Origin of the sequence: Eudoraea adriatica DSM 19308 (assembly GCF_000382125.1) — a bacterium.
Taxonomy (GTDB): Bacteria; Bacteroidota; Bacteroidia; order Flavobacteriales; family Flavobacteriaceae; genus Eudoraea; species Eudoraea adriatica.
On the sequence record NZ_KB907549.1, the window covers coordinates 119393 to 136046 of the forward strand.

18 protein-coding genes and 1 other RNA gene are annotated in these 16654 nt (G+C 37.8%); 7 read left to right on the forward strand and 12 right to left on the reverse strand.

Annotated features, from left to right (window positions below; genetic code table 11):
• Positions 1 to 20: 20 nt before the first annotated feature.
• From G504_RS0110045 to G504_RS0110055, 3 genes are all read left to right on the forward strand, one after another.
• Positions 21 to 305, forward strand: coding sequence for a 4a-hydroxytetrahydrobiopterin dehydratase (locus tag G504_RS0110045; RefSeq protein ID WP_019670044.1), 285 nt, complete (start codon positions 21 to 23; stop codon positions 303 to 305).
• Positions 306 to 386: 81 nt separating this feature from the next.
• Positions 387 to 1097: a YebC/PmpR family DNA-binding transcriptional regulator gene (locus G504_RS0110050; RefSeq protein WP_019670045.1), complete on the forward strand. Its 711-nt coding sequence runs from the start codon at positions 387 to 389 to the stop codon at positions 1095 to 1097.
• 247 nt (positions 1098 to 1344) lie between these two features.
• Entirely contained in the window at positions 1345 to 1833 is a 489-nt protein-coding gene (locus G504_RS0110055) for a hypothetical protein (protein ID WP_019670046.1), read from the forward strand.
• On the opposite strand, the gene G504_RS0110060 is transcribed toward G504_RS0110055, so the two are convergent.
• From G504_RS0110060 to G504_RS0110085, 6 genes are all read right to left on the reverse strand, one after another.
• Entirely contained in the window at positions 1830 to 2366 is a 537-nt protein-coding gene (locus tag G504_RS0110060) for a 1-acyl-sn-glycerol-3-phosphate acyltransferase (protein ID WP_019670047.1), read from the reverse strand. The two genes, G504_RS0110055 and G504_RS0110060, sit on opposite strands and share 4 nt — an antisense overlap.
• A 111-nt stretch (positions 2367 to 2477) precedes the next feature.
• On the reverse strand, positions 2478 to 3605 hold the full coding sequence (locus G504_RS0110065) for an iron-containing alcohol dehydrogenase family protein (RefSeq protein WP_019670048.1): 1128 nt from the start codon (positions 3603 to 3605) through the stop codon (positions 2478 to 2480).
• Between the two features lie 4 nt (positions 3606 to 3609).
• Positions 3610 to 4311 (reverse strand): HAD family hydrolase, encoded by a 702-nt coding sequence (locus G504_RS0110070; protein ID WP_019670049.1) that lies wholly within the window; start codon positions 4309 to 4311, stop codon positions 3610 to 3612.
• The gene (gene kdsB / locus G504_RS0110075; protein ID WP_019670050.1) at positions 4302 to 5015 is read right to left on the reverse strand and encodes a 3-deoxy-manno-octulosonate cytidylyltransferase; all 714 of its coding nucleotides are present in this window, start codon (positions 5013 to 5015) and stop codon (positions 4302 to 4304) included. The genes G504_RS0110070 and kdsB overlap by 10 nt, the downstream gene beginning before the upstream one ends.
• 31 nt (positions 5016 to 5046) lie before the next feature.
• On the reverse strand, positions 5047 to 5616 hold the full coding sequence (locus tag G504_RS0110080) for a DUF4126 domain-containing protein (RefSeq protein WP_019670051.1): 570 nt from the start codon (positions 5614 to 5616) through the stop codon (positions 5047 to 5049).
• A 33-nt stretch (positions 5617 to 5649) separates the two neighbouring features.
• Positions 5650 to 7083, reverse strand: a complete 1434-nt coding sequence (locus G504_RS0110085; protein ID WP_019670052.1) for an ATP-dependent DNA helicase — start codon at positions 7081 to 7083, stop codon at positions 5650 to 5652.
• Between the two features lie 103 nt (positions 7084 to 7186).
• Between G504_RS0110085 and G504_RS0110090 the strand changes: the two genes are divergently transcribed.
• Genes G504_RS0110090 through rsmD form a run of 3 tightly spaced genes read left to right on the forward strand, consistent with a single transcriptional unit; the run spans position 7187 to position 9175 of the window.
• Positions 7187 to 7837 carry a hypothetical protein gene (locus tag G504_RS0110090; protein ID WP_019670053.1) on the forward strand — a complete coding sequence of 217 codons (651 nt, stop codon included), beginning with the start codon at positions 7187 to 7189 and terminating at the stop codon, positions 7835 to 7837.
• Positions 7815 to 8636: a DUF3822 family protein gene (locus G504_RS0110095; protein WP_040444085.1), complete on the forward strand. Its 822-nt coding sequence runs from the start codon at positions 7815 to 7817 to the stop codon at positions 8634 to 8636. Before G504_RS0110090 ends, G504_RS0110095 begins: the two co-directional genes overlap by 23 nt.
• The gene (rsmD, locus tag G504_RS0110100; protein ID WP_019670055.1) at positions 8636 to 9175 is read left to right on the forward strand and encodes a 16S rRNA (guanine(966)-N(2))-methyltransferase RsmD; all 540 of its coding nucleotides are present in this window, start codon (positions 8636 to 8638) and stop codon (positions 9173 to 9175) included. The genes G504_RS0110095 and rsmD overlap by 1 nt, the downstream gene beginning before the upstream one ends.
• A gap of 64 nt (positions 9176 to 9239) precedes the next feature.
• On the opposite strand, the gene rnpB is transcribed toward rsmD, so the two are convergent.
• An RNA gene (gene rnpB, locus G504_RS19255) (RNase P RNA component class A) lies at positions 9240 to 9559 on the reverse strand.
• Positions 9560 to 9824: 265 nt separating this feature from the next.
• Here rnpB and G504_RS0110105 point away from each other — a divergent pair.
• On the forward strand, positions 9825 to 11639 hold the full coding sequence (locus tag G504_RS0110105; protein WP_019670056.1) for a DNA polymerase III subunit gamma/tau: 1815 nt from the start codon (positions 9825 to 9827) through the stop codon (positions 11637 to 11639).
• Here G504_RS0110105 and G504_RS0110110 read toward each other — a convergent pair.
• From G504_RS0110110 to eboC, 5 genes are read right to left on the reverse strand one after another with little or no spacing between them, the layout of a single operon-like run.
• On the reverse strand, positions 11628 to 11987 hold the full coding sequence (locus G504_RS0110110) for a transmembrane 220 family protein (RefSeq protein WP_019670057.1): 360 nt from the start codon (positions 11985 to 11987) through the stop codon (positions 11628 to 11630). The two genes, G504_RS0110105 and G504_RS0110110, sit on opposite strands and share 12 nt — an antisense overlap.
• Before the next feature lie 11 nt (positions 11988 to 11998).
• On the reverse strand, positions 11999 to 13372 hold the full coding sequence (locus G504_RS0110115) for an alkaline phosphatase family protein (RefSeq protein WP_019670058.1): 1374 nt from the start codon (positions 13370 to 13372) through the stop codon (positions 11999 to 12001).
• 5 nt (positions 13373 to 13377) lie between these two features.
• Positions 13378 to 14571 carry a metabolite traffic protein EboE gene (eboE, locus tag G504_RS0110120; protein WP_019670059.1) on the reverse strand — a complete coding sequence of 398 codons (1194 nt, stop codon included), beginning with the start codon at positions 14569 to 14571 and terminating at the stop codon, positions 13378 to 13380.
• Between the two features lie 3 nt (positions 14572 to 14574).
• Positions 14575 to 15741: a 3-dehydroquinate synthase gene (locus G504_RS0110125; RefSeq protein ID WP_019670060.1), complete on the reverse strand. Its 1167-nt coding sequence runs from the start codon at positions 15739 to 15741 to the stop codon at positions 14575 to 14577.
• A gap of 9 nt (positions 15742 to 15750) precedes the next feature.
• On the reverse strand, positions 15751 to 16653 hold the full coding sequence (gene eboC, locus G504_RS0110130; protein WP_019670061.1) for a UbiA-like protein EboC: 903 nt from the start codon (positions 16651 to 16653) through the stop codon (positions 15751 to 15753).
• Position 16654 lies beyond the last annotated feature (1 nt).

The following is a 16654-nucleotide window of genomic DNA, read 5'->3' on the forward strand; positions in this document are numbered from 1 at the left end:
CTTTAGGAAAAATAAAACTTATGGAAAAACTAAGTGAAGATGAAGTAACTAACAGGTTAAAAAACCTGAATGGTTGGGAATATAAAGACGGCTCCATTGAACGCAGCTATAAGTTTAAAAACTTCAAAGATGCCTTTTCAATAATGACGCGGATTGCGTTTGAATGCGAGCAACAAAATCACCATCCGGATTGGTCCAATGTGTATAGCTCCCTTAATATTCGATTGAATACGCATGACGCTGGGGGTATAACCGACAAAGATTTTAAGCTTGCAGATAGTATTGAAAAGATAGTGGGTGGTTAGTTTTTTGACTTGTTCTGGTCTTCCTTGTAGCACCATTTTAAATTGTTAAATTTGCTTCCGGGAAATAGCATTCGTTAATTTATGGGAAGAGCATTTGAATTTAGGAAAGCGCGTAAAATGAAGCGATGGTCAGCAATGTCCAAAGCTTTTACGCGAATTGGCAAAGACATTGTTATGGCTGTTAAGGAAGGAGGCCCCGATCCGGATGCCAATTCACGTCTTCGTGCCGTTATTCAGAATGCCAAGTCTGTGAATATGCCCAAAGACAATATTGAAAGAGCCATCAAAAGGGCTTCCGATAAGTCCCAGGGCGATTTTAAAGAGGTATTATTTGAAGGCTATGCACCCCATGGAATAGCCATTTTAATAGAAACAGCCACGGATAATAATACCAGGACTGTGGCCAATATACGTAGTTATTTTAATAAATGCGACGGAAGCCTTGGCACATCCGGGTCTGTTGAGTTTATGTTTGACCATACCTGCAATTTTCGCATCAACGCAGAAGGAATAGATCCGGAGGAAATTGAGTTAGACATGATCGACTTTGGTGCGGAAGAGGTCTTTGTGGATGACGATGGCATTCTGATCTATGCCCCTTTTGAGAGCTTTGGAGCCATTCAGAAGGAACTGGAATCGCGAAATATTGAAATTCTGTCTTCAGGATTTGAAAGAATCCCGCAAATCACCAAGGAACTTTCCCCCGAAGAAGTGGAAGATGTTGAAAAGCTCCTGGAAAAAATTGAACAAGATGATGATGTGCAGAATGTGTATCATACAATGCAGGAATAACTCCCACTTAGCATAGTCATTAACAGTCTAAAGTATCATATAATCCCAATCATTAGTTGAGATCAGGTGAACGCCATTACACAGACTCACTTTAAGGATAAAGCGGCTACTCCAATTTAGTGGAATGACTGACTAAGGTCATTGCAGAAAGGTTATAATCACTCTAATTTTATTTAGTTCATAGCGCTTATTACTAAAAATGCTAAAGCTGAACTAAAACTATTGATTAACCTAAAAATCCTGGACTATGAAAACACTAAGCAATATATTTTTATTCGTTCCATTATTCGCCTTTTTACTACTCTCCTGTTCGGAAGATGATCCGGAAGAATTAGTTAAAGAAGGAGGGCCATTTGAAATTAGTGCATTGGCAGGCAGCTGGGAAGCTACCTCGGCCAGTTTTAGTGATGGAAATACAAATTTTCTTGATCTAATAAACGAAGGAGGAACTGTAACCCTTACTGTCCAAAGCAGTGGCAGGTTTACTTTAACCATCAACCCTTCAGATAGGCCATCCTATACCACAAGCGGAGAAATGTTCTGGGAAAAATTTGAAGGACAATATTATTTCGCTATCGAATGGGCCAATTATCCCGGAGATTGGGATACTTATGGGGCAACTCTAACATCGAATACTTTTACCATAAATGGAGGATTCGAATCCGGAGAATATGATTTTGACAATGATGGTAATTTCGAATCCGCCAGCATTAGCTTTACGTTCGTAAGGAGTTAAGAATATTCCGGGATTTTACCAACAACACCCTTATAGAATTCCCTGTAGGTTTGAAGGTCTCCTTCCATATCATTTGTGGTGTATTTAGGTTCTGAAATCTTAACTTCTTTTTTACCAAAATCAAAGGCTACCATTACTATGGGAACTTTTGCCATTTTGGCTATGTAATAGAATCCGGTTTTCCATTTTTGTACTTTTTTACGCGTGCCCTCCGGAGCCAATGCCAATCGAAATCGCTTGCGTTCATCAAATATTTTTGTGATTGCGGCAACTTTGTTCTGGCTTTTACTTCGATCTATCGGAGTACCCCCCATCCATCTAAAATACCATCCAAACGGAGGCCTGAATAGGCTTTCCTTTCCAATATAATTAATTTCCTCATTAAAAACCCTCCTTACCAGCAAACCCAGTAAAAAGTCCACCCAACTCGTATGGGGGGCAACAATTACAACGCATTTATCTACTTGGGGAAAGTCACCAATTAGTTTCCACTTAAGTATTTTAAAAAATATAAATTTAGCAAGTTGGTGCATAGAAGCAGTATATGGGATTTATATTGGTGTTATCGCCTTAAATTAATCAAAATCCAAAGATCCCAAATAGAATCAAATGTCAATAATGGTAGAATTAATAAACCCCTAAGGTTATATTTTCTCGTAAATAGATCTCAATTTCTCGGGAGTTATGTATTTTGCCCAATCTTTACCCAGGGCATTTTCCCATAGCGGCACCATGCCCATTGATACCTTGATCATAGTATTGAACTGGTCATCAGTTAAATTTGCGCATATTCCTTTCGGTAGCTGAATATCATGCTTTTCCATCATTTCATTAAATTTGGCTACCCCATCCGGATAATACTCTCCCAAATGTTGAAAAACAAGACAATTTCCAATACCATGTCTTGTGCCCAGCAAATAAGAAAGCCCATAACTCATTGCATGCGCAACACCTACCTGGGAATAGGCAATACTCATACCTCCATGCCATGAAGCCATCATTAGCTTATCTCTGGAGTCTGCATCGGAAATATCGCCCAGGAATACTTCTTCACATAATTCCAGGGCTTTTTCTCCATAACTCTGACTAAATGCGTTCAGATAGGTTCCGTTAAGCGATTCTATACAATGAATAAAACAATCCATCCCGGTATAGAACCATTGTTCTTTAGGCACGCCATGGAGGAGATCAGGATCCAGAATAACCTGGTCAAATGGCGTAAAATCGGAATTTATACCAAGTTTTTTTTCAGGACCAAGTAAAACTGTCGTTCTGGACACTTCTGCCCCTGTGCCACTTATTGTTGGTATCCCAACATGATAAACTGCCGGATTATGTACTAAATCCCAACCCTGATAATTGGACGAAGAGCCCTCGTTATTTAGCATTATCGCAACAGCTTTAGCAAGATCTAACAAAGTACCTCCGCCAATGCCCACGATAGCTGAAGGTAATTCTGAAAAATCCTCTTTTATAGTGCTTACCAAATCATCTACTTGTCCGGTTTTTGGTTCTTTATCCGCTGAAATCAATACAATTCTATCCTGATATAAAATCGGAATCCTGTCAATCAGGGCCGAATTTTTAAAAACATCATCAACAAGGTAGATTGCAGGAGCTTCATTGCTGTTTCTATGAGGCATAAGTATTTCTCCTAACTGGTCAAAGCTACCTTGTCCGAATACCACACGGGGTACCATTGGGAAATTTCTGTAAGGACCTTTTGTTCTCTTGGCACTTTTTTCTAATTGTAAGTCTTTCTCTTCTTCCATGTGTTTATTCGAGATATTTTAAAATTTCTGATAGTGTGTTTAATGTCAGGTGGCTATTATCATGCTCCTCGGGAGCTATATGTTCATGTGCCCATGTCGTATGAAAAGGCACATGTACCGCCTTGGCACCTATATTCATAATAGGCAAAACATCTGACTTCAATGAATTACCGATCATTAAAAATTCATTGGTTTTAATCTCCAGATGGTCCAGTAAATTTTTATAATTTTCTTCTTTTTTGTCACTCAAAACCTCAACATGGTGGAAATATCTGGTCAGGCCGGACCTTTCCAATTTTCTCTCCTGATCTAAGAGATCTCCTTTAGTAAGGACAATTAACCTGTATTTCCTGGCCAGTTTTTGCAACACTTCCTCCACACCCTGTAAAAGTTCTACAGGCCTGGTAATCATTTCCTTTCCAAGATTTAAAATTTCAGTAATCGTCTCGGGAGGAACATTATTATTTGATAATTCCATTGCAGATTCAATCATGGAAAGCATAAAACCTTTTATTCCATAACCATAGAGTTCTAAGTTATTCATTTCCATTTTAAAAAGCTCCTGATCTACCTTATTCTTTGTTTCATAATTTTCAAGAAGTGCTGCAAACTTTTCCTCCGCCTCCCTGAAATATGTTTCATTAACCCAGAGCGTATCATCCGCATCGAAGCCAACAACTTTAATATTACTAAAATCTAATTCCATATTGCTTTGGCTTTCTCAAGATCTTCAGGAGTGTCAATTTCAATTCCATTTACATCCGTTTCCACCATTTTAATTTTTTTCCCATATTCCAAATATCGAATGGCCTCAATTTTCTCCGCAGCTTCAAGAGTTAACATAGGTAAACTCCTAAAATCCATAAGTGCCCTCTTTCTGAAAGCATAGACGCCTTTATGTTTAAAATAGTTAATTTGCATATCTGTTGACCTCAGATAAGGAATAGCCGACCTCGAAAAGTACAGTGCGAAATTTCTGTTATCAACAATTACTTTCACAATATTCGGGTTATGTATCTCGTCTGAATCCTTAATTTTTGTCATTAAAGATGCCAAATCAATTTCCTCGTTTAAATCATTTTCGAATACATCCAGCATACTAACTAAACTCTCCTTATCTGTAAAAGGTTCATCTCCCTGTATATTTACAATAATATCAACTTCCATGTCATTCACCGCTTCCGCTATTCTATCGCTCCCGCATTCGTGTTCTTCCTTACTCATAATTGCCTTCCCGCCTTCTTTTATGATAGCATCAAAAATAATAGGGCTGTCTGTTACCACATAAACCTCATCAAAAAGATTAGTCTTTAAAGCGGCCTCGTTTGTACGCACAATGACTGGTTTTCCAGCCAAATCCTGCATCAATTTTCCCGGAAATCTGGTTGCCGCGTAGCGGGCAGGTATCATGGCGATTATTTTAGTCATTGATATAATTTTATTAATGTTTAACTCTTGGTCTTAGTCTGCGATAAATTGTAAAAATAAAAACCAGGATTATTATAACCAGTACCATAGCTAATATTGGTGCAAATATCGATGCTGTAGTAACAACAATGGCAGTTCCCGATTCTAATGTTGATACCAAAGGGTTTGCGAGGCCTCCTGTTGTTGAAGTGGAGACTACCCTTCCTGCTGCAGATGCCCCCTTTATTGCGGTTGCGGTTCCGCCCCCGGCTATAATAGCGAGAGACCAGGTTACCACCGGATCCAAATCAGCTAACGTAGAAACCATTACGGCAGTACCTGCAATTGCTGCAAGGGGTATAGCCATGCTGTCGAGTAAATTATCGACCCAGGGAATAAAATAGGCCATTAATTCTGCCAACGTAGCCACTCCAAGTACAATTAATGCTGCCAGACTTCCAATCCAAACCCAGTTTTGATTTAATTCCCAAACCCCGAAATGGGCCGCAAGGCTGAGCGCAAACAAAGGCAAAAAAACCCTAAATCCGGCCGAAGCAGCAAGTCCAATCCCAAGAAATATGCTAATTATTGTTTCCGATGTCATTACAAAAATCCCTAGCACTAAATTAAGTCATTCCTAATCAACAAAAAAATCACTTTTGAACCCTATAAGGTATAAATTTTTCTTTGCCCTTGTTACCGCGGTATAAAGCCAGCGCAAATAGTCACGGTCTATTCCATTAGGAAGATAAGGTTGTTCTACAAATACAGTATCCCATTGGCCTCCCTGAGATTTATGACAGGTTATGGCATAGGAAAACTTTACTTGTAAGGCATTGAAGTACTTGTTATTCTTTACGCCCAGAAAACGCTTGTATTTAGATTTTTCATGAGCATAATCGTTTTGCACTTCCTGGTATAGCCTATTCCCGTCTTCATAGGACAAAGAGGGTGTATCTGCCCTTATTGTGTCTAATAACAATACCGTCTCCAATGGCCTTTGGTTTGGGTAGTCTACCATTTTCACTTTTACCTCAGCAAATTTGAATCCATAGAGTTCCTTAATGGAAAATATCTCAAGTATTTCAATAATATCGCCATTTGCTATAAAACCAGCTTCAGAATTGGGTTTTAACCAGAAGTAATTATTCTTTACTACCATCATGTAATCCCCAGGGGCAAGCTCATTTTCCAGGTATAAAATTCTGTTTCTGATGTTTTCATTGTACAAATTTGCTCTTTTGTTTGAGCGCACAATAAGGACGGTCTCTTCCTTGCCATTTTCCCGGTAAGAATTATCAATTGCCTCCTGAATTTCATAGCCATCAACAAGTCTTATTATGTCTTTATATGGCTCAACATCAAATTTAAATTCCTCCAGGTATCCAGATTGCAGTTGCTCCCTCAGGTTGGTCGCATTCAATAATATGCCTGAGTTCTCTGCCTGTCTGACTACTTCATCTAATTCAAGGGTTATTACTTCTTTATTATAATTGTACGATAGTTTTTCGCTATCTAAAGCAGGGCTGATTTGCAAGTGAACCGGAGGTAATTGTGCGGTATCGCCAATCAAAATGAGTTTACAATTATGTCCGGAGTAAACATACATCAACAAATCGTCTAACAGCGACCCATTGCCAAATAACCTGGAATCTGATGGTGCATCAGGGATCATAGAAGCTTCATCTACGATAAAAATGGTATCCCGGTGCTTGTTCGGTGCCAGTATAAATTTTATGCCTCCTCCACTTTCTTTTTTTGGAAAGTAGATTTTCCTGTGAATTGTAAAGGCCTGACTTTTTGAATAACTACTCATCACTTTAGCGGCCCTGCCGGTAGGTGCCAGAAGTACGGCCTTCATAGTAGTCTTCCACAGGTTAGATACTATATCTCCTACTATCGTAGTTTTACCTGTACCTGCAAAACCTTTTAATAAATAAACTTCCTCTTTTTTTTCTGACAACACAAAATGAGCCAGCTGCTGTAAGGCCACTTCTTGTTTTGATGTAGGTATATGAGGGAAGTTGTCCTTAAGAAGTTTATAAAAAGAAGGTGCCGTAAGCAATTTCATAAGCCTTCAAATATAAAGAGGATTTTTGCTACAAAACCTTTTACGATTAAAAAAAAATTGTAGATTTGTGAAGACCACTAAAGATAATTAATACCAGTTAAAAATGAAAACCATACTTCAGATAGTACTTTGGATAATTTGCGTAGGACTTGGATTCCTAATCTATAGATCTGTAACAGGGCCGATTGAGTTTAAAAAGGTAAAAGAAGAGCGTTTTTCTAAAGTTATTTCAACTTTAAAAGATATTAGAAATTCTCAGGAAGCTTACAGGACCGTAAATGGAAAGTTTGCCAACGACTTTAATAGCCTTGTTTCATTTGTTGATACAGGAAAATATACCATAACCCAGCAAAGAGACTCTTCCTATATGGAGTTCGATAAGGTTTATGGAATTGATATGTTGAAAGAAATAACTATTATAGACACTTTGGGATTTGTTTCTGTAAAGGATTCCATATTTAAAGGTGATGATCGGTACAAAAGCATGATGAATGTTCCTTATGCGCAAGGTGGAGAAAAATTTACTATGAAAGCAGAGATTATTGATAAGGGAGGTTATAAAGCGCCGGTTTTTGAAGCCAAAGTTAAAAAGGATGTTATTTTATACGATCAGCCTAAGGATCTTTTGAACAGGGAAAACGCTCAGATTAGTGTTGAAGAAGTAAACGGACCGGAAATTAAAGTAGGTTCACTTACAGATGTAAGTACCAATGGCAACTGGCCACCTATTTATGACAAAAAAGGAGATCAATAACGATATTGAAAATTATTATAAATTGTCCATTCAGGTTAGCTTGAATGGACTTTCTTTTTGTATCGTGGACACCATTGCCAATACGATCAAAGAGTTTAAGCGGCGAAGCTTTGGGAAAGAGCTAAGTCCTTATGAATTGCAGAAGGAATTAAAGCAACTTTTCAGAGAATCAAATATTGAAGGGTATTCCTTTTCTGAGGTGGTGGTCATCCACAAGAATAATCTCTTTAGCCTTGTTCCTAAACCCTTGTTTGATACGGCAGAGCTTGCCAATTATCTAAAGTTTAATGTAAAGATACTCGCTAATGACCTTGTTGAATATGACGAGATAGATAGCTATGATTTGGTAAATGTTTATGTGCCATTTGTGAACATCAACAATTATATTTATGATCTCTTTGGGGAATTTGAATTTATGCACCATGGGACAGTTATGGTGCAATCTTTATTGAATTCATACAGCAACGGAAATGAGACCATTTGTTATGTCCATGTTGCAGATAATCAGATGGATATTACTGTACTTGCTCAAAAACAATTGCTTCTCTTTAACAGTTTTCAATATAAAACCAAAGAAGACTTTATTTATTACCTGCTTTTTACTTTAGAACAACTGAAGCTGGATACTGAAACCGTAAAAATAAGGCTTTTCGGAGAAGTAGATATGGGAGATGAGCTTTACAATATTGCTTATGAATATATTCAGCATATTTCATTATTTATTCCACCCAGCGATATTTATTCCACTGAAGAGCTCGCGAAGGAGGAGGTAGATTTTACCGTTTTAAACGCCCTGTAATGCGAATTATCTCCGGTTCACATAAGGGTCGCCGCATAAATGCTCCCAGAGGCCTGCCGGTGCGTCCTACGACCGATATGGCAAAAGAGGCCTTATTCAATATCCTAAATAACAACTATTACTTTGAGGATTTGAAAGTACTGGACCTGTTTGCCGGCACAGGAAATATTAGTTTTGAATTTGCATCCAGAGGCAGCAGCGATATAGTAGCAGTTGATGAAGATCACCGATGTATTAAGTTCATTGCCAAAATAGCAAATGAACTTGATTTCAACATTTCTGCCATAAAAAACGATGTTTTTAAATTTATTGAAAAGGTAAACCTGAATTTTGATATAATATTTGTTGATCCCCCTTATAGCTTCACTGCTGACGATTGTTCAAAGATTACTTCAATTGTTTTCCAAAGACAATTATTGAATGAAAACGGCATTTTGATTATTGAGCATTCCAAGCACACGGATTTATCTCTTCTTGAGAACTTTAAATCTATTAAGAAATACGGAGGAAGTGTTTTTAGTTTTTTTGAACCGGATTAGCCTCAGAATAAAAAAATCCCTTACTCTTAGATTTAAAATAAATCATAAAGAACAAAGGATTTTTTCTAAAAGCAGGTCATAAGCCGGATTCTGTAAAGCCTCAAAGAGACCCCCTTATCATTTATCTGGACTTGTGGTTACCCAAAAGTTCTTACCGCCTACCCTTCAACTTGAGCGTGCCGCCCTCAAACGCTGATATACATGGCGTTTCACCGCATAGAGTTTACCTGATTTCACTACAGCATTACCTGTACCTGCTTTCTGTTGCACTTGTCCTTCTTCCCTAAACAGGGAAGAGACGGGCGTTACCCGCTATGCCGCACTATGGTGTCCGGACTTTCCTCACCCATATTAAAATATGAGCGCGATAAGGTGACCTGATAATACAAAGGTACAACATCCTTTTGAAGCCAAAAAAAATTACCGAGTTAATAAGGTTTATTGGTTAATTCCTTTATCTTAATGGAATCAACGCAAGGAAATAAAAAACATTTATAAATGTCGGCCATAGCTTGCTTTGCTGCCCCCAATTAATTGTTGATAAAAACTGGGCATCTATGTTTAAAATGAACGACAAAATACTCGGCTATCTCTATATTTGTATATAACACGTTAAGCGTTTATATTTAGTCTACAAAAGCTTATTTATTTGGAACCTTTTATTGTATCGGCTCGTAAATTCAGACCCAAGACCTTTAAAGATGTTGTGGGGCAGGAAGCCATTACTAATACGTTGCTGAATGCTATAGAAAATAACCATCTTGCACAGGCGCTTCTATTCTGTGGTCCAAGGGGGGTTGGTAAGACTACATGTGCACGGATTTTAGCCAAAAAGATCAATCAGGACGGCACGGAAAAGGAAGATGAAGACTTTGCATTCAATATTTTTGAACTGGATGCGGCATCCAACAATTCCGTTGATGATATCAGGAGTTTGATAGATCAGGTGCGCATACCACCGCAGGTTGGAAAATACAAAGTATATATTATTGATGAGGTACATATGCTATCTCAATCTGCTTTCAATGCTTTCTTAAAAACACTTGAAGAGCCACCCAGACATGCTATTTTCATTCTGGCAACTACAGAAAAACACAAGATAATACCGACTATATTGTCGCGTTGCCAGATATTCGACTTTAAACGTATAACTGTTAAAGACGCCGCCGAGTATCTAAAATATATTGCCGAACAGCAAGGTATTGAAGCAGAAGAAGATGCACTGCACATTATTGCCCAGAAGGCAGATGGGGCTATGAGAGATGCACTGTCTATTTTTGACCGTGTTGTAAGTTTCTCTGGAAAGAAACTTACAAGGGCTGCCGTTACCGAGAATTTAAATGTTCTGGATTATGACACATACTTTACAACAACAGATTTAATTCTGGAACATAACATCCCTCAATTGCTGGTTTTATTTAATAATACACTTGCAAAAGGTTTTGAAGGGCATCATTTTATTAACGGTCTGGCTTCGCATTTCAGGGATCTTTTGGTTTGCAGGCACGAAGACACTATTGCCCTATTGGAAGTTGGTGATACGGCTAAAAAAAAGTATCTCGAGCAATCTAAAAAAACTTCTGAATCCTTTTTAATGAAAGGGATAGCTATAGCTAATGATTGTGATCTTAACTATAAAACCAGTAAAAATCATAGATTATTGGTTGAATTAACCCTGATGAAATTAGCCTCCATAGATTTTAATGGTGAAAAAAAAAATCTTGAAAACCTCAGCTCTTCCCGTAGCAGTGAAATTCAACTAATACCTACTTCCTTCTTTATTAATACTCTCCCCATTGGTGAAGGGCAGGAATCATTGGAATCTGCTAAAAGCCCGGAAAAAATAAAAACGGCCATTCCCATAGAGAAGAAAGCAGAAATTAATTATCCGGAAGAATTCCCAGCAACAGAAAAAATAGATTCTCAGCCCCTTTCTGAAATAATATCAGAGGAAGTATTGGTATCAGATCCCGGTATAAAAATTCGGATCAAAGAGCGATCCAAAAGAATTTCCGGATTATCAATATCCAGTTTGAAGGCAAAAAAAGAACATCAGCTCAAAAAGATTGAAGTTGTTGTTGATGAAGACGAATTACCCAAAGAAAGTTTTACTCAAGAGGATTTACTAAAACATTGGGAGACTTATATTCAAAAATTGGACAAGGCAGGCAAAAAAATTATGGCTTCGAATCTAAGTTCCGACCAGCCCAAAATAGTTGATCAAACGCAAATATGTATTGAGCTCCCGAATGGTACAATGAAAAAAGAAATTGAAAGGGAACAATTTCAACTTATAAAGTATCTAAGAAAAAAACTCAACAATTATAGCATTGAGCTGAAAATAAGCGTAAACGAAGAAATAGCCAAAAAATTTGCCTATACCCCTGAAGAGAAATATCAAAAACTCAGGGAAATAAACCCTGCTATTGATCTCCTGAGAAAGGAGTTTGACCTAGACCTTTGATTTATTTACCAATCGGAGCCTAACAGCATAAAGAAGCATTACCAATGCGACAATCAGCAGGCCCAGAGACTCTCTGCCCCTTTCAATATTTTCAATATCTCCATTTCCAATAGTCACGCCTTCATATTGATCAGGCCACATAACAAACGTGCTGACCAAATAAATGAAACTCAGGATAACAGCTGCCGTAACATTTAATTTACCTAAATAAAAGAAAAGGGAGGCCGCTGCGGCAACTCCGTAAATAGCATACCACAACAGAGCGTCGGGATCGTTGTATTGAACATATGCCGCCCAAATAAACAATAATGTAAATACCAGAGAAAGAATTTTGAACATATTTTTCATAATAAAGAATTTTAACCGGTTAACTGCTTCGTTATAAGCTTATAAACTTCTGTGGATTTAAATAGTCCTTGATTTAACGGACGTCTGTTGTTTGTAATAAATACCGGGTAATCTAATGTATCCTCCGGTATTCTTCCATGAGAACCCTTTACCAAATCTGCTTTCAGAGGAATTATATTCAGTACTGTCCTGAATCCCAATTTCTTTTTTATAAGTTTCCAAATAACTTTTAGCATTACCAGTTTATCACCAGGATCCGTAAACATTTCTACCGGATCATATCCTGGTTTTTTATGGATATCCACCATTCTGGCATAGTCCGGGGCTTTTGCATCATCCATCCAGAAGTAATAAGTAAACCAGGAATTTTTATCGGCGATCAAAACTAAATCGCCACATCTGTCATGATCTAAATTTGCTTCTTTCAATTCACTGGCCGATAAAACTTTTTCAATACCATCAATACCTTCCAATAAATTTTTAACACTCTTTTTTATGGCTGGATCATTCAAATAAACATGTGCTATTTGATGATCGGCTACTGCAAATGCTTTACTGGCTCCGGCATCTAATAGTTCCAGACCTCTCTCCTCCCTGATACTTATTAATCCCTCAGAGCGCAGAATCCGATTAATATGAATTGGATTGTTCACATTGGTAATACCGTACTCCGAGAGCAAAACTAAATTAGTATCCCCATTATCGTAGTAGCTTACCAGCTTCTTTACAACATCATCGATTTCTTTGAGATCTATACTTATTTTGGAGAAGTCAATTCCATGTCTCTGTAAATTATAATCCAAATGCGGCAGGTAAATCAGCGTAAGAGTAGGATCATGTAACTTGTCCGTCCTGAGTGCCGCATCTGCTATCCACTGACTGGATTTCAAGGAAGTTTTAGGGCCCCAAAAATTAAAAAGCGGGAATGTACCCAGTTCATTTTGTAACTGGTCCCTTAATTCAGGAGGGTGTGTATAGATGTCCGGGATCTTCCTGCCATCCGCAAGATAATTAGGGCGAGGTGTGACACTGAAATCGACGGTGGAATACATATTATACCACCAGAAAAGATTTGCGCAGGTAAAATCACTATCCAATTGTTTCATCTCATCCCACAACTTGTCACTCTCAATCAGTTTGTTCGATTGTCTCCAGAATTTTACCTCACATTCATCCTTAAAATACCATCCATTGCCAACAACACCATGTTCTGTTGGCCACTTACCTGTAAGATATGTTGTCTGCGAAGTACATGTGACAGCCGGCAAAACCGGTATAATAGAGGCTGCCTCACCTTTTTCAAGAAATGATTTAATAAAGGGCGTATGTTCACCAATTAGTCTTTTGGTAAGACCAACAACATTAATAACCACCGTTTTATCCATACCTTTTATAGTCTGTCTATTAACCAATTCATTTCCCTGATTATCGATTCTGACAAGTCTTTTTTAAGATAACCCGGCAGCACATCCCAGGTATATGTCTCAACTTCAAGGTGTTCTGAAATAAGATTTTCTTTAAGAATAGATATCACCTTCAGGATATGATCCTGGGTAGAATACAGTTCTTCAAAAGATTCAAGAAAAATAGGAACATGAAAATGAGCTCTTAATTCAGGCACATCAGGTTTATTCCTGAGAACAATAGGCAGGTCATTATAGGTTTTAACACCCTCTTTTAAATTTACGGTAACCTGGTGCAAATAAGTAGGCTCATCAAATTGCCCAAGGGAATCCCATATTTTATCCTTGCCAGAGGTGTCAAACTTAACTTTCAAAGCAGCACTTACCTGTATTTTTCCAATTTTGATTCCGGCATTCTTTAATTTTTCAAAAGTATGGGCGGGTTCCTCATAGGCTAGTGAAAAATGACAGATATCATAACAAAGGGTACAATAACGCAATACCATTTTTTTAGCCTTTTCTTCACTTATATTCCGGATTTTTATAAGCTCATTCTTTGCTATTGGCAAAAGAAATTTTTGATAGAATTTTAAAACATCTTCCGTATTCTCCAGCATACCATCAGGTTCCGGTTCAATATCTATGTGAAGATACTTGGATGTTCTTTCTTCTAGTTTATAGAGTTTAAGTATTAGCTCAGACAAATGCATTGCTCCTGTTTCCATGACGGCATTTATCTCTTTTGTGCCAGAATGCCAATGCTTATAGCTTATTGGTGAAGTAGAGATCCCTCCGGAAATACCTTCGGGCAGGAGAAAAGCCAATTGTTCAAATAGTCTGGCAGTATAATTGACCCTGTCCCTTGTTGTCCAATCGGGCTCATGTACTTTATCTTTTACAACCTCATCATGAAAATTTCCATAAGGAAAACCATTCATGGTAAATACATAAAGACCATTAGTAATTAACCAACTTTTAAATTGCGGAAGATTATCATTCAAAGCAAGTTCTTCACTTGCCTTATTGGATAGTCGCAATCCTATACCAAAAGGTTTATCTTCTGATATTTTATTCTTTATTAAAGGCAGGTAGTCCACTAAACTCTGAAAGGTACTGGCCCAATCCTGTCCAGGGTGAATATTGGTGCAATAAGTCAGATGGTATCTATCATCTATAAGCATAGGTTATGCTACATTTATTTTATATTTATTATTCAGGAAATTTAATGCATTCTTCATTATTTCCATATCTATGTGGTGCACATCCAATTTCTTCCCAATACCGTTTATCAATGTTATAGTTAATTCTCCCCCGAGATGCTCCCGAAATTCCTGAATCCCTTTTAACAACTCGTGTATTTCTTTATCCCCTGAAACAGGAATAGACAAATCAAAGCCAATTTCTGTCATCATTTCTAAAATTTCGTCCAAAATTTCAACTGAAATCAGCCCTTTAAAGCGAGCGTATGTTAAATCCAGTGCAATCCCTTTGGCAACAGCTTCACCATGTCTCAAAGAATAGTTGCTCATTTGTTCCAGTTTATGAGCGGACCAATGACCAAAATCCAATGGTCTGGAAGAACCGCTTTCAAATGGATCACCTCCTCTGGCAATATGTTCCATATGCATTTCGGCACACCTGTAAATAGTGTTTAGCATGGCATCCATATCGCGTTCTTTCAATCTGATCGCATTTTCCTTAATTGTATTATAAAAATCAGCATCCTTTATGAGAGCTACTTTAATGGCTTCAGCCACCCCAGCAATCCAATCGCGTTGTTCAAGACTGGTTAAAAATTTGCTGTCATTCAATATGGCATACGGTGCTGCAAAAGTGCCTATAAAATTCTTTTTATTATATGCATTTATTCCGTTCTTGACCCCTATTGCCGCATCATTTTGTGAAAGAACAGTAGTTGGAATACGAATTAGTTTAACCCCTCTGTGGGCTATAGAGGCCGCAAAGCCTGCCATATCTATTACGGCACCACCTCCAACAGCAACCACAAAGGAATGCCTGCAAATTGCATTATCGTTAATTGCTGCTATAATCCTATCCACATTATCATAGTTGTTTTTGGATTTTTCTCCCCCAGGAGTTACCAGACACTCTGTATATTGTAATTGATTATTATGCAGAAGACAATATTCTTTTATGCCTTCACTAAGCTCAGGATGATTTTTGAGTACTCCATCGTCTATAACGAATAGTAGCTTTACCTTTTCATTTGGTTTATAAGACCTAATAACCTTCATGAACAAGTCATTATTGCTTTCAAATAGGCCACTTGTGAAATGTAAACTATATTTAAAGTTTACTGCAAAAGACTGTTCTATGGGATTTAATTGCATGTTTTTAATTTAAGTTACCGCAAATATCTTTGCAAGTATGAATGACAGCGGGAGCAATAGCAGAACAATCAAACCAAACTGCCAACCGTCAAATCCTACCGTGAGTGATGCATCCAAAACAATTATTGAAAGTACACCACTGACCACAGCTTTTTTAATATTATCAGGTGAATTTACTCTATATGCCCTAATTAATGGACTATAAATAAGAAATATAAATAACCCCATGATGGGAAATAAACCAATCCACTGTGTCCGTATGTCTGGTATAATCATCAAAACGATAAAAATAACCATTGCGTAAATCAGTCCTGCCCAAATAATGTGTTTTTTGTTTTGGCCGTAAACCTCTCCCCTGCTAATTAGCGTAATGGCAAAAATATACAAAAGCGGAATTACGGCATACATCCAATGAAATATTTCACCGAAAACGGACATTCCCAAAATGAGATTTAATGCTCTGCATAGGCCCATATTTAATGGTCCCAGGAATTGATATTTTTTGGAGTAGGAATCATATAGTAGGATTGTCAGGGCCAGAATAACCGCTATAATACCGCTAAGGTGATTCACAAAGAAGGATAGGAAAACTCCGGACAGCAACAATCCGCATCCAAATAACGCAGCTCCTTTAAGAGATACTTCTCCTTTCGGAATAGGTCTTTCGGGTCGTTCGATCTGGTCAATTTTAAAATCAAACACATCATTAAGAACAACTCCTCCCCCATATAGAAAAACCGAGGAAAATATAAGTAAGATTAAATTCAGGTATGCAGGTCCGTTTAAGGAAGTATCTGATATCATCAGGAAAGTAAGTCCGGAAATACTGGACCCTGCCATTATATCCGCCATGGCAGTGGGCAAGTTTGCAGGCCTGGTAAGCTTTGCGTATCCCAGGAGCTCTATGTTCATT

Coding starts and splice junctions, on each gene's coding strand:
- G504_RS0110080 (WP_019670051.1), bottom strand. CDS start 5,616: ATGACATCGGAAACAATAATTAGCATATTTCTTGGGATTGGACTTGCT.
- G504_RS0110065 (WP_019670048.1), bottom strand. CDS start 3,605: ATGGAAGAAGAGAAAGACTTACAATTAGAAAAAAGTGCCAAGAGAACA.
- G504_RS0110055 (WP_019670046.1), top strand. CDS start 1,345: ATGAAAACACTAAGCAATATATTTTTATTCGTTCCATTATTCGCCTTT.
- G504_RS0110115 (WP_019670058.1), bottom strand. CDS start 13,372: ATGGATAAAACGGTGGTTATTAATGTTGTTGGTCTTACCAAAAGACTA.
- G504_RS0110045 (WP_019670044.1), top strand. CDS start 21: ATGGAAAAACTAAGTGAAGATGAAGTAACTAACAGGTTAAAAAACCTG.
- rsmD (WP_019670055.1), top strand. CDS start 8,636: ATGCGAATTATCTCCGGTTCACATAAGGGTCGCCGCATAAATGCTCCC.
- kdsB (WP_019670050.1), bottom strand. CDS start 5,015: ATGATACCTGCCCGCTACGCGGCAACCAGATTTCCGGGAAAATTGATG.
- eboC (WP_019670061.1), bottom strand. CDS start 16,653: ATGAACATAGAGCTCCTGGGATACGCAAAGCTTACCAGGCCTGCAAAC.
- G504_RS0110050 (WP_019670045.1), top strand. CDS start 387: ATGGGAAGAGCATTTGAATTTAGGAAAGCGCGTAAAATGAAGCGATGG.
- G504_RS0110060 (WP_019670047.1), bottom strand. CDS start 2,366: ATGCACCAACTTGCTAAATTTATATTTTTTAAAATACTTAAGTGGAAA.
- G504_RS0110125 (WP_019670060.1), bottom strand. CDS start 15,741: ATGCAATTAAATCCCATAGAACAGTCTTTTGCAGTAAACTTTAAATAT.
- G504_RS0110095 (WP_040444085.1), top strand. CDS start 7,815: ATGACAAAAAAGGAGATCAATAACGATATTGAAAATTATTATAAATTG.
- G504_RS0110085 (WP_019670052.1), bottom strand. CDS start 7,083: ATGAAATTGCTTACGGCACCTTCTTTTTATAAACTTCTTAAGGACAAC.
- G504_RS0110110 (WP_019670057.1), bottom strand. CDS start 11,987: ATGAAAAATATGTTCAAAATTCTTTCTCTGGTATTTACATTATTGTTT.
- G504_RS0110070 (WP_019670049.1), bottom strand. CDS start 4,311: ATGGAATTAGATTTTAGTAATATTAAAGTTGTTGGCTTCGATGCGGAT.
- G504_RS0110090 (WP_019670053.1), top strand. CDS start 7,187: ATGAAAACCATACTTCAGATAGTACTTTGGATAATTTGCGTAGGACTT.
- eboE (WP_019670059.1), bottom strand. CDS start 14,571: ATGCTTATAGATGATAGATACCATCTGACTTATTGCACCAATATTCAC.